The organism is Streptomyces sp. NPDC024555 (assembly GCF_055559335.1).
Window position 1 is genome coordinate 1 of the sequence record NZ_JBVHKV010000020.1, and the last position, 11,622, is coordinate 11,622.

Here is an 11,622-nt window from a genome sequence, read left to right on the forward strand (position 1 = left end):
CCGGTTGATCCCGTCGATCAGCGAATGACGGCAGCCGTACTTGTTGTCGAACTTCGACTTCGTCACCGCGTCGTTCACATTGATCGCCGGGAACAGCAACGTCCCGTCACGATGCATCTCGTACAGACGGTGCACACCCGTCGTCGTCTCCTCCGTCACCCCGCGGATCTCCGAGGCGAGGACGGACCAGTCCAGGGTGCTCCTCTCCAGCAGGGCGCGGACGACGGCCAGTTCCTCGTTCTCGGCGGCGGGGAGCACGCCCGTCTTCTGGTGCTCGACGCCCTTGTGGACGAGGAGGGTGGCGTCGCCGCCGTCGTCGAGGATCATGTTCGGACCGGAGTGGCCGGGCCAGGTCAGGGCCTGTTCCGTGCACCACCAGTACTCCTCCAGCGTCTCGCCCTTCCAGGCGAAGACGGGGACGCCGGCGGGGGCCTCGGGCGTGCCGTTCGGCCCCACGGCGATCGCGGCGGCGGCGTGGTCCTGGGTGGAGAAGATGTTGCAGGAGACCCAGCGGACCTCGGCGCCCAGGGCCACCAGCGTCTCGATGAGCACGGCCGTCTGCACGGTCATGTGCAGCGAGCCCATGATCCGGGCACCGGCCAGCGGCTGGGCGTCCGCGTACTCCTTGCGGATGGACATCAGGCCGGGCATCTCGTGCTCGGCGAGCGTGATCTCCTTGCGGCCGAACGCCGCGAGGGAGAGATCCGCGACCTTGAAATCGGTGAAGGCGGCGTTCGGTTGAGCGGGCATGCGTACTACTCCTTGGGAGGGGAAAGGGCTGGTCGGGGCCGTACCACCGGTCACGGAACGGCGTTGAGGGCGGGGGCGATCTCGTCCGCGGCCGCGCTGCCGTAGGCGCCCGCGAGCGCGGCGAGCAGAGCGTCGCGGTCGACGCGGTACGCCTGCGAGCCGACGGCCCCCAGGGCGGCCGCGGCGGTCACACAGCCGAGCCGGGCCGCCGCCTCCAGCGGCAGCCCCGCGCCGACGCCGGCGAAGAACCCGGCGCGGAAGGCGTCGCCGCCGCCGGTCGGGTCGGCGACCTCGACACCGGGCACGGCCGGAACCGTGAGCGTCGGCTCGTCCACGGCGTCGATGCGGACACCGCCGCCGCCCAGGGTGGTGACCCAGGTGTCGACGCGCTCCAGGACCTCCTCACGGGTCCAGCCGGTGCGCTCCAGCAGCAGGGCGGACTCGTACTCGTTGGTGAGCAGGCACCGGGCGCCCGCGACCAGGTCCCGGACCTCCTCGCCGTCGAGGCGGGCGAGCTGCTGGGACGGGTCGGCGGCGAAGGGCAGCCCGAGCTGGCGGCACTCCTCGGTGTGGCGGAGCATCGCCGCCGGGTCGTTCGGGCAGACGAGCACCAGATCGGGGCGGTCCCAGGAGCCGACCAGCTGCCACAGGTCGATCTCGCGGGCCTCCTCCATGGCGCCGGCGTAGAACGAGGCGATCTGGTTGGCGTCCTGGTCGGTGATGCACATGAAGCGGGCGGTCTGGTGCTCGGCGGAGACCCGCACGGCGCCGGTGTCGACCCCGTGCTCCTTGAGCCAGACCTCGTACTCGGCGAAGTCGGGGCCCACGGCCCCGACCAGCAGCGGATAGAGGCCGAGGCTGCCGAGACCGAAGGCGATGTTGGCCGCGACCCCGCCCCGGCGGACGTCGAGCCCGTCGACCAGGAAGGAGAGCGAGACATGGGCCAGCTGATCGGGGATCAACTGGTCGGCGAACCTGCCGGGAAAGGCCATGAGGTGGTCCGTGGCGATGGACCCTGTCACCGCGATGCGCACACTGACTCCTGAACTCTTGTAGTGCGGCCCGCATCCGGGCCGCGGCGAAGACGGTGCCGGGGGTCCCCGGTCAGGCGCCGACGGCGGCACTGAGGGCGGCGGCCCGGTCGGTGCGCTCCCAGGTGAACTCCGGCAGCTCCCGGCCGAAGTGGCCGTAGGCGGCGGTCAGGGAGTAGACCGGGCGGAGCAGGTCGAGGTCGCGGATGATCGCGGCCGGGCGGAGGTCGAAGACCTCGGAGACCGCCTGCGCGATCCGCTCCTCGTCGACCGTGGCCGTGCCGAAGGTCTCGATGAACAGGCCGACCGGCTCGGCCTTGCCGATGGCGTACGCGACCTGGACCTCGCAGCGGGACGCGAGTCCGGCGGCGACGACGTTCTTGGCGACCCAGCGCATCGCGTACGCGGCGCTGCGGTCCACCTTCGACGGGTCCTTGCCCGAGAAGGCGCCGCCGCCGTGGCGGGCGTAGCCGCCGTAGGTGTCGATGATGATCTTGCGGCCGGTGAGGCCGGCGTCGCCCATCGGGCCGCCGATCTCGAAGCGCCCGGTCGGGTTGACGAGGAGTCGGTAGTCGTCGGTCTCCAGCTTGATGCCGTCCTCGGCGAGCCGGGCCAGGACCACCTCGACGACATGACGGCGGATGTCGGGCACCAGCAGCTCGTCCAGGTCGATGCCGGAGGCGTGCTGCGAGGAGACGACGACGGTGTCCAGCCGGACCGGGCGGCTGCCGTCGTACTCGATGGTGACCTGGGTCTTGCCGTCGGGGCGCAGATAGGGGACGGTGCCGTCCTTGCGGACCTCGGTGAGCCGGCGGGACAGCCGGTGGGCCAGCTCGATGGGCAGGGGCATCAGGTTCGGCGTCTCGTCGGTGGCGTAGCCGAACATCAGGCCCTGGTCACCGGCGCCCTGCCGGTCCAGCTCGTCCTCCTCCTCCCGCGAGGCGCCCTCGACGCGTTTCTCGTACGCGGTGTCGACGCCCTGCGCGATGTCCGGGGACTGCGCCCCGATGGAGACCGAGACGCCGCAGGAGGCGCCGTCGAAGCCCTTGGCCGAGGAGTCGTAGCCGATGTCCAGGATCTTGTCGCGGACCAGGGTGGGGACGTCGGCGTACGCGCGGCTCGTCACCTCCCCCGCGATGTGCACCTGGCCCGTGGTGATGAGCGTCTCCACGGCGACGCGGGAGGACGGGTCCTGCCGGAGCAGTTCGTCGAGGATCGCGTCGCTGATCTGGTCAGCGATCTTGTCGGGGTGGCCCTCGGTCACGGACTCCGAGGTGAACAGGCGACGGGACATGGCTCTCCAGAAGGGTGCGTGGTCGGACGGTGGTCGTGCGTGGGCTCTTCCCGCACGTTCCGCGGCGGCTTGGATCACTGGAGCAGCCGCCGGTCACCCGAAGGTGCGCACGGCGATCGCGCCTCCCACGGTCGTGCCCGGGGCTTGAGAACGGTTCGAAGAGTGCTCGATCCGGCCGGACGGCCGGTGGAGCGGGGCAGGCGATCAGCTGCCGACCAGGGCGATGCGGGCGGTACGGGTGTGCGTGACGACGTTCCGCCGGCGGAGTTCGGTGACCGTGGCGGCCAGGGCGCGCGCGAACTCGGCGATGTCGGCCGGTGTGGTGCTTTCGCCGACCGAGGCGCACAGCGCGGTGGTGGCCGCCCCCGGCAGGGGGAGCAGCGGTGTCTCGTCGGCGACGGTCTTGCGCACCGCCACCCCGCGTTCGGCGAGTCCGCAGCGGATGAGCGCGGCGGACAGCTCCGGGTGGTGGAAGGCGACCATCGCCGACTGGTGGCGGCCGGGCGCCAGCAGTTCGACCCCGCCGACCGAGGCGACGGCCGTGCGCAGCGTCCGGGCCTGTTCGTCGTACGAGGAGGCCGGCCGCTCGGCGCGGTGGACCAGGGCGGAGGCGAACGCGGCGACGGCGGCGGTCGTCGGCACGGGCGAGACGACGGTGGTCGCCCGGGGGGCCCGGTCGCCCGCGTCCGCCCGGGTCAGCGCGTCGCGCAGCGCCGGCGCCACGTAGGCGAAGCCGACCGCGCGCGGGCCGCGCAGGAACCGCCAGCCGTCGCCGGTCAGCAGATCGCAGCCGATGCGCGCCACGTCGACCGGCACCTGTCCGAGCGCGTACGCGGCGTCGACCGCGTACAGGCAGCGGTGCGGGGCGAGGAGGCGGCCGATCTCCTCGACCGGGTTGACGATGCCCCGGCTCGCGGGGACGTGCGGAACGGAGACGAGGGCCACGGTGTCGTCGAGGTGGGCGCCCATCCAGGCGAGGTCCAGGTCGCCGTCGGGGCGCAGCGGGACGACCTCGATGCGGCAGCGGGTGCGGTCGCGCAGCGACCTGAGGGTGGCGAGGTGGGCGGCGCTCTCGTACGGCGTGGTCCAGACCCGGTCGCCCCGGCCGAGGGTGAGGCCCGACACCAGGGCCTCGTACGCGGCGGCGCCGCCGGTGAACAGTTCGGTGTGTCCGTCGGGGGTGTTGAGCAGCCGTTCCAGCCGGTGGTGGACCTCTCCGTGCACGAGGTCGCCGACCCGTTCCTCCAGTTCGTGCGGTCCGAAGCGGTCCTCGACGCGGACGCACTCGGTGAGAACCGTGCGGACCGAGGCGGGCATCCGGCCCTGACCTGCCGTATTCAGGTGAATCATGTTCAGGGCCTCCCCTGTGCCAGGAAATTGCCAAGCTGTTGGCAATAGATTGCCTACAGGGCGGGGAATTTGGCAACGCCCGCTCCAGCGGGGCTCTAGTTCTGGCAATACGCGGCATCGCGGCAAAGGGCGGCCGGCATCAGGAGGACGCGGGGGCACGTGCGGACACCCACGCGGGCAAACGGGTATCCACGCAGGTCAGTTGGGATGTGCGCAGATCGTGTGTGCGTTCCGCCGGGCGCGTTCCGGTCAGGGAATTGCCGTACTCCAGTAATTCTTGAGCACATCGCGACCGGAATCCAAGGCACAGTTGTCAATGTTCTTGCCAAGGAACAGCACGCACTGGCAGAACCGAGTCACAGAGGAGTCAGTCATGAAGGGTCTCGCCCGGGGTCTGGTCGTCACCGCCACGCTCGCCGCCGCGTTCCTCGCCTCGGCCGGGGTCGGCTCCGCCGACACCATCGGCTGGCCCGTCGCCCCGACCGCCTCGGACTCGACGAACGACACCATCGGCTGGCCCGTCGCACCGGGCACGACGGACACGAGCGACACGACGGACACGACGAACGGCACGATCGGCTGGCCGGTCGCCCCGGCCACCACCGGCACGACGGACACGACGAACGGCACCATCGGCTGGCCCGTCATCGGTGCGTGACGGGCGGCCGGCCTCCGCTCCGCGCCGGATCAGGCGCTGTCGGACTCCTTCACGAGCCCGGGGGCCGCGGCCGCGGACGACATCCGCAACTGGGTCAGCGCCTCCGCCAGCACCCGCCAGATCTCCGCGGCCAGATCGATGTTCCCGCTGGACTGCGCCTCCGCCGCCAGGGCACCGAGGCCCTGGACACCGCTCTCGTCGCCCTCCAGCACCCCCAGCTGATGGCGCAGGACGTCGAAGCGCACCCGGTCCCGGTACGTCATCAGCTCGCCGCGGGCCAGCTCCGCGAGCAGCGCTCGGGCGTCGTCGTAGCGGCCGGTGACGAACGCCAGGTCCGCCTTGAGACCGGCCATCTCCTGGTCGAGCGCCTCCGTGCGCACGAAGACGAGCGCCGATTCCGCCTCGGCGATGCGCAGTTCGGCCGCCGCCGAATCGACCGGGGACCGCTGCAGGTACAGCCGCCCGGCCGCCATCCTCAGCCGCACCCACAGGGTCAGGTCCTCGGCGCTGGAGAAACCGGCCAGGGCCTCTTCCAGGATGCGCCGCGCGCTCTCGTAGTCGCCCTGCCGCACCCGTACGGCGGCCACCGTCCACAGCGCTTCCGCCCACAGGCTGTCGGAGCGCCCCTCGACCAGGTCGAGGAGTTCGTCGACGTGGACGCGGGCGTCGGGCAGCCGGCCCGCCTCCGTCTCCACGGACGCCAGGGCCAGCAGGACGGCGGCCCGGTCCTCGACGCCGAGGTCCGCCTCGCAGGCCAGCCGGTGGGCGTCCTCGCCCAGGGCGAGCGCCGACTGGATCTCACCGACGGACCGCAGACAGCGGGCGAGCCGGGTCAGCCCGCGCACCCGCAGTTCGGGCAGCGCGACCTCGTCGCCCAGCCGGACCAGATCCTCCAGCAGGGCCCGCTCCCCCACATGGTCACCCTCCATCCGGCGGGACTGGGCCAGCAGCCACAGCGCCTGCCAGCGCAGCGCCGGTGATTCGTGGCTCTCGGCGTCGTACGCCTCGCGGAGCACGTCGACGGCGCTGCCGGCCCCGGTGGAGGTGGCCAGCGTGAGGGCGTGCGCGAGGGAGCCCGCTGCGGGCTCCTCGAACTCGGAGGGCTGCAGCCCGAGCCGTTCGGCGAGATAGGCCACGACGCGTTCGGTGGGCTGGCGCCCGCCGGACTCCAGCCGGGAGAGGTAGCCGGTGGACATGCCGTCCCCGGCCAGCGCGGTCTGCGACAGCCCGCGGGCCAGACGGATCTTCTTCAACCGGCTACCGAACGCGGGCTGTCGCAACATGGACCAATTCCTCAAGGAGAGCAGCGGGTCGGGACGCGTGCACGAGCGGGAGCGGCCGCGGAGGGGGACACGCGGGCCGGGGCCACGATCGGACCATGAGCGTACGGCCGCTGCCAAGGTCCGGGCAAACGTTTGCCAGCCCTCACGACCCGGTCTCCAACCCGGCTCACCTGGCGCTTCGGCCCCGCTCGACCGTCCCGCGAGCGGGGCCCGAGCCGATCACGAGCGTTTCGAGGCAGTATGTCGAGCAGCCGTGCCGGAGCGCGTGTCCTCGTAGGGGGGTCGCTGATGAAAGCCCTGGTGAACGCGTCGGGACCGGAGAAGTCCGATGACGACATCGGGTGGCCCTGACGGTCGGTTCAGCCCCGGGGGAGAATTCTGCGCGGTCCGACCTTCGGATGGCCCGGACGGCGCCACTCACGGGGGTAGCCGACGGAGACCTCCTCGAAGCGGACGCCGTCGTACCACGTGGTCCGGGGGATGTGCAGATGGCCGTAGACCATGGTGTGCACGGGGAACCGGGTGTGCCAGTCGGCGGTCCGCGCGGTGCCGCACCACTGCGCGAACTCCGGGTAGCGCAGGATGTCCATCGGCTGCCGCACCAGCGGATAGTGGTTGACGAGGACGAGCGGCACATCGGGGTCGAGCGCGGCGAGCCGGGCCTCGGTCTCCCGCACCCGGTCGCGGCACCAGGCGTCACGGCTGGGATACGGGTCCGGGTGGAGCATGAACTCGTCGCTGCACACGACGCCGGCCTCGTAGGCCAGCTCCAGCGACTTCTGCTTGGTGGTGACCCCGGGGGCGAGGAAGGTGTAGTCGTACAGCAGGAAGAGCGGCGCGACGGTGACCGGGCCGCCGGGGCCGTTCCACACGGGGTACGGGTCCTCGGGGGTGACCACGCCCAGGCCGCGGCAGAGGGCGACGAAGTGCTCGTAGCGCGCCACGCCCCGGAGCTGGAGCGGGTCCTCGCGCGGGGTCCACAGCTCGTGGTTGCCGGGCGTCCAGATCACCTTGGCGTACCGGCCGCTGAGCCGGGTCAGCACCCATTCGACGTCCTTGGACATCTCGCCGCAGTCGCCGGCGACGATCAGCCAGTCCTCGTCCGTCTCCGGACGCATCCGCTCCAGGAGCTCCCGGTTGTCCGTGAACGCGGCGTGCAGATCGCTCACGGCCCAGAGGCTCGCGTTCTCCTGGTGCGGCATATGCGGTGACCTTCTCCGTCGTTTCCGGTAACGCTCCAGTCGTACACGACTTCCGTCGCCCACGATGGAACGGAACCGGGCACCCCCGTCCCGGTGTGCGATCCGGCCCCGGGCCTCCACGTCCTCCCCCGACGGGACGGCCCGGGTTCTGGACTCCGTCGCGTGCCCGCTCTTCTCCGGCCCGGCTCCCGTCCGTTCAGGCGGCGAACAGGTCGAACGTCGAGGTGCGCCGCGGCCCCGACAGCACGTCCAGCAGCGGGTCGACGGCGAGCATCGCCTGGTGCAGCCGCTGGAGCTGCGGCGAGGGCTCCACCCCCAGTTCCTCGATGAGCCGGCCGCGGAGCCTGCGGTACACATCGAGCGCGGAACTCTGCCGGCCGGACCGGTAGAGGGCGACCATCACCTGGGAGTGCAGGCCCTCGTGCCGGGGGTGACGGGCGGTCAGTTCCATGAGTTCGGCGATGAGTTCGGTGTGCCGGCCCATGCGCAGATCCGCGTCGATCCGGCGCTCCACCGCCACCAGCCGGCTCTCCTCAAGACGCATGACCTCGATCTCCAGGACCGGGCCGAGCCGTACGTCGACGAGCGTCTGCCCCCGCCACAGATCGAGGGCGGTACGCAGACGCTCGGCGGCGAGGGCGTTGTCACCCTGTTCGAAGGCGATCTGGCCCTCACGCGCGAGTTTCTCGTAGACACGGACGTCGATATCCATTTCCGGTATCTGGAACAGATATCCGCCGTGCCGGGTGGCGAGGATGTCCTTGACACCTTCGCGCGAGTCCGGACCCATCGCCGTACCGAGTCTCCGGCGGAGCTGGAGAATATAGGTCTGCAGCGTGGTGAGTGCGCTCTGCGGCGGGTCCGAGGCCCAGATCTCCTCCATCAGCGTGGGGACCGGCACCACGCGGCTGGGGTACAGCGCAAGCAGTGCCAGGATCTGGCGCGGCTTGCCGGCGGTCGGGACGATCGACCCGCCGTTGACCTCGGCCGACAACGGCCCCAGAAGCTGAACCCTCATTCGCCCTCCCCGTTGGCGTCCGCTCGCCCATGGCCGTCAGTGGCCAGAAAGCTGCGCTGGGGAGCAAGCTATCGGGTCAGGACTCACCGAGTGATTTTCTCCAGCGACTCTGTAGCGGACTTCAAATAAATCGCTTTACACAAACGCTCTTTCTTTCTCTTCCTATAAATTCTTCCAGTGAAATGCACCGACGGGAACGGCCCGCGCCGTGCCCGTCAGCTGATGGGCACGGCGCCCGCGCCGCCCATCGGCATCACCGAACCGTTGAGCGGATTGCGGCCGTCGTCGACCGGCGTGGCCAGCAGCGACTTCTGCAGGCGGGCCAGACGGGCCGAGGGCTCGATGCCCAGCTCGTGGACGAGGGTGTTGCGCAGCCGGCGGTAGAGGCCGAGCGCCTCGCCCCGGCGACCGGAGCGGTGCAGGGCGATCATGAACTGGGCGTGCAGGTTCTCGTGGGTCCGGTAACGGCTCACCAGGACCGTCAGCTCCGCCAGCAGTTCGCGGTGGCGGCCCAGCCGCAGATCGGCGTCGATGCGCTGGTCGAGCGCGCAGAGACGGGTCTCCTCAAGACGCTTGACCTCCATCCCGAGCTGCGCACCGGCCTGCACCCCGGAGAAGGGTTCCCCGGTCCACAGGTCCAGCGCCTGGCGCAGGGTCTCCGCGGCGCGCGGGAAGTCCCCCGCGTCCATGGCGCGGTAGCCGATGCCGGCGAGCCGGTCGAACTCCCGGACGTCGCTGACCCCGTCACCGCTGACGAGCATGTAGCCGCCGGGCGCGGTGACCAGGACCTCCTTGGACGTCCTGGCGGGGCGGTCGGGCGGATCCTTGAGAAGCGCCACGGCAATGAGGTCGCGCACCTGGAGCACATAGGTCTGCAGGGTCGTACGCGCACTGCGCGGCGGCTTGCTCCCCCATAATTCCTCGACGAGGACCGAAACGGGCACGACCTGGTCGGCGTGGAGCGCCAGCAGGGCGAGAACCTGACGGGGCTTGGGCGCGGTCGGCGTGATGGAGACCCCGTTCTCACGGACCTCCAGCGCCCCCAGAGCATCTATGTCCACGCAGCTCGCCTCCCTGGCTTCCGTTCTGGTGCACAAGGCTTCACATTAAAAAACAGCACAGGCGGTTTGTCAATCAGGCCAGCCTCCACCCACCCTTGCTCGCAAGGGACTTGAGGGGAGGCGCGCCTGCGCTACTGAGGCGGGTTGCCGTGCTTGCGGGACGGCAGATCGGCGTGCTTGGCACCCAGCATGGCCAGGGAACGGATGAGCACCGCACGGGTGTCCGCAGGATCGATGACGTCGTCGACGAGGCCGCGTTCGGCCGCGTAGTACGGGTGCATGAGTTCGGATTTGTACTCCTTGACCATGCGGGTCCGCATGGCCTCGGGGTCCTCGGCGTCGGCGATCTGGCGGCGGAAGATGACGTTGGCGGCGCCCTCCGCGCCCATGACCGCGATCTCGTTGGTCGGCCAGGCGTAGGTGAGGTCCGCACCGATGGACTGGCTGTCCATCACAATGTAGGCACCTCCATAGGCTTTGCGCAGGATCAGGGAGATCCTCGGCACGGTCGCGTTGCAATAGGCGTAGAGCAGCTTCGCCCCGTGCCGGATGATCCCGCCGTGCTCCTGGTCGACGCCGGGGAGGAAGCCGGGCACGTCCAGAAGAGTGATGATCGGGATGTTGAAGGCGTCGCACATCTGCACGAAGCGGGCGGCCTTCTCGGAGGCCTCGATGTCCAGCACACCGGCGAGGGACTGCGGCTGGTTGGCGACGATGCCGACGACCTGGCCGTCGAGCCGGGCCAGCGCGCACACGATGTTGCGCGCCCAGCGCTCGTGGACCTCCAGGTAGTCCCCGTCGTCGACGAGCTCCTCGATCACCTTGTGCATGTCGTACGGACGGTTCCCCTCCGCGGGCACCAGCTCGTACAGCGCCTCGCCGCGGCGGTCCACGGGATCGTCGGAATCGACCGAGGGCGGGCTCTGACGGTTGTTCTGGGGGAGGAGGGAGAGGAGGTAGCGGACTTCGGCGATGCAGGTCTCCTCGTCGTCGTACGCGAAGTGCGCGACGCCCGAGGTCTCGGCGTGGACGTCGGCGCCGCCGAGCCCGTTCTGCGTGATCTCCTCGCCCGTGACCGCCTTGACGACGTCCGGGCCGGTGATGAACATCTGCGAGGTCTCACGGACCATGAACACGAAGTCGGTCAGCGCCGGGCTGTAGGCGGCGCCGCCGGCGCACGGGCCGAGCATCACACTGATCTGCGGAATGACCCCGGACGCCTTCGTGTTGCGCTGGAAGATCCCGCCGTACCCGGCGAGCGCGGAGACACCCTCCTGGATACGTGCCCCCGCACCGTCGTTCAGCGAGACCAGCGGGGCACCGGCAGAGATGGCCATGTCCATGATCTTGTGGATCTTCGTCGCGTGGGCCTCGCCCAGCGCCCCGCCGAAGATCCGGAAGTCGTGCGCGTAGACGAACACCGTCCGCCCCTCGACCGTCCCCCAGCCGGTGACCACACCGTCCGTGTACGGCTTCTTCGCCTCCAGACCGAAACCCGTCGCCCGATGCCGCCGCAACTGCTCGATCTCCTGGAACGAGCCGGGGTCCACGAGCAGATCGATGCGCTCGCGCGCGGTGAGTTTGCCCTTGGCGTGCTGGGCCTCGGTGGCCCGCTCGCTCGGCCCGCCCAGGGCCTGGGCGCGGATCGCGTGCAGCTCGGCGACCCGCCCGCCGCCCTGTCCCGCGCCCGCTTCCGTGCGGCCGGAGTCCACTGCCGACGTCATGTCCGTTCCTTCCCCGAGGGCGTGCGACATCCCGTCACCGCCAGCTGCCGGGCGCGCGGTACGGCTGCGGCTCCGGCAGCCGGTGCCGGTCCCGCTCCGGCCGCTCGGGGCCGCTCCGCCGGGCCCGCGGGCGCAGCCCGAGCAGCAGGACGGTCAGCGCCGCCACCTCCTCGGCGTCGGCCCGGCCGCGCTCCACGCGCAGCAGATCGCCCACCACCTGCCCGCCGATTTCCGGATTCGTCATGACGGCC

Annotated in this window: 11 protein-coding genes; 1 reads left to right on the top strand and 10 read right to left on the bottom strand. The window is 70.8% G+C overall.

Features of this window, described 5'->3' with window-relative positions; genetic code table 11:
• The 4 genes from ACZ4FH_RS29320 to ACZ4FH_RS29335 form a co-directional block, all read right to left on the bottom strand.
• Window positions 1-750: adenosylhomocysteinase (locus tag ACZ4FH_RS29320; protein WP_467308650.1), on the bottom strand; the 750-nt coding region annotated here is incomplete at its 3' end.
• A gap of 50 nt (window positions 751-800) precedes the next feature.
• A complete protein-coding gene (locus ACZ4FH_RS29325) occupies window positions 801-1,784 on the bottom strand; it encodes a carbohydrate kinase family protein (protein WP_467308652.1) in 984 nt (327 codons plus the stop codon).
• Window positions 1,785-1,854: 70 nt separating this feature from the next.
• Window positions 1,855-3,075 (bottom strand): methionine adenosyltransferase, encoded by a 1,221-nt coding sequence (metK, locus tag ACZ4FH_RS29330; protein ID WP_467308653.1) that lies wholly within the window; start codon window positions 3,073-3,075, stop codon window positions 1,855-1,857.
• A 204-nt stretch (window positions 3,076-3,279) separates the two neighbouring features.
• Window positions 3,280-4,425, bottom strand: coding sequence for an aminotransferase class V-fold PLP-dependent enzyme (locus ACZ4FH_RS29335; protein ID WP_467308655.1), 1,146 nt, complete (start codon window positions 4,423-4,425; stop codon window positions 3,280-3,282).
• 373 nt (window positions 4,426-4,798) lie between these two features.
• Between ACZ4FH_RS29335 and ACZ4FH_RS29340 the strand changes: the two genes are divergently transcribed.
• A complete protein-coding gene (locus ACZ4FH_RS29340; RefSeq protein WP_467308656.1) occupies window positions 4,799-5,083 on the top strand; it encodes a hypothetical protein in 285 nt (94 codons plus the stop codon).
• A 29-nt stretch (window positions 5,084-5,112) separates the two neighbouring features.
• Here ACZ4FH_RS29340 and ACZ4FH_RS29345 read toward each other — a convergent pair whose 3' ends face one another.
• The 6 genes from ACZ4FH_RS29345 to ACZ4FH_RS29370 form a co-directional block, all read right to left on the bottom strand.
• The gene (locus tag ACZ4FH_RS29345) at window positions 5,113-6,366 is read right to left on the bottom strand and encodes a helix-turn-helix domain-containing protein (RefSeq protein ID WP_467308657.1); all 1,254 of its coding nucleotides are present in this window, start codon (window positions 6,364-6,366) and stop codon (window positions 5,113-5,115) included.
• A gap of 359 nt (window positions 6,367-6,725) precedes the next feature.
• A complete protein-coding gene (locus tag ACZ4FH_RS29350; protein WP_467308659.1) occupies window positions 6,726-7,568 on the bottom strand; it encodes a metallophosphoesterase family protein in 843 nt (280 codons plus the stop codon).
• Window positions 7,569-7,764: 196 nt separating this feature from the next.
• A complete protein-coding gene (locus tag ACZ4FH_RS29355) occupies window positions 7,765-8,586 on the bottom strand; it encodes an AfsR/SARP family transcriptional regulator (protein WP_383641450.1) in 822 nt (273 codons plus the stop codon).
• Between the two features lie 215 nt (window positions 8,587-8,801).
• Entirely contained in the window at window positions 8,802-9,647 is an 846-nt protein-coding gene (locus ACZ4FH_RS29360; RefSeq protein WP_385115617.1) for an AfsR/SARP family transcriptional regulator, read from the bottom strand.
• 131 nt (window positions 9,648-9,778) lie between these two features.
• The gene (locus ACZ4FH_RS29365) at window positions 9,779-11,371 is read right to left on the bottom strand and encodes an acyl-CoA carboxylase subunit beta (protein WP_467308661.1); all 1,593 of its coding nucleotides are present in this window, start codon (window positions 11,369-11,371) and stop codon (window positions 9,779-9,781) included.
• 34 nt (window positions 11,372-11,405) lie between these two features.
• Window positions 11,406-11,615 (bottom strand): acyl-CoA carboxylase subunit epsilon, encoded by a 210-nt coding sequence (locus tag ACZ4FH_RS29370; RefSeq protein ID WP_467308662.1) that lies wholly within the window; start codon window positions 11,613-11,615, stop codon window positions 11,406-11,408.
• Window positions 11,616-11,622 lie beyond the last annotated feature (7 nt).

Bases quoted from the DNA above. Each gene is read 5' to 3' on its own strand.
- metK (WP_467308653.1), bottom strand. From the start codon at position 3,075: ATGTCCCGTCGCCTGTTCACCTCGGAGTCCGTGACCGAGGGCCACCCC.
- ACZ4FH_RS29345 (WP_467308657.1), bottom strand. From the start codon at position 6,366: ATGTTGCGACAGCCCGCGTTCGGTAGCCGGTTGAAGAAGATCCGTCTG.
- ACZ4FH_RS29350 (WP_467308659.1), bottom strand. From the start codon at position 7,568: ATGCCGCACCAGGAGAACGCGAGCCTCTGGGCCGTGAGCGATCTGCAC.
- ACZ4FH_RS29335 (WP_467308655.1), bottom strand. From the start codon at position 4,425: ATGATTCACCTGAATACGGCAGGTCAGGGCCGGATGCCCGCCTCGGTC.
- ACZ4FH_RS29340 (WP_467308656.1), top strand. From the start codon at position 4,799: ATGAAGGGTCTCGCCCGGGGTCTGGTCGTCACCGCCACGCTCGCCGCC.
- ACZ4FH_RS29370 (WP_467308662.1), bottom strand. From the start codon at position 11,615: ATGACGAATCCGGAAATCGGCGGGCAGGTGGTGGGCGATCTGCTGCGC.
- ACZ4FH_RS29355 (WP_383641450.1), bottom strand. From the start codon at position 8,586: ATGAGGGTTCAGCTTCTGGGGCCGTTGTCGGCCGAGGTCAACGGCGGG.
- ACZ4FH_RS29365 (WP_467308661.1), bottom strand. From the start codon at position 11,371: ATGACGTCGGCAGTGGACTCCGGCCGCACGGAAGCGGGCGCGGGACAG.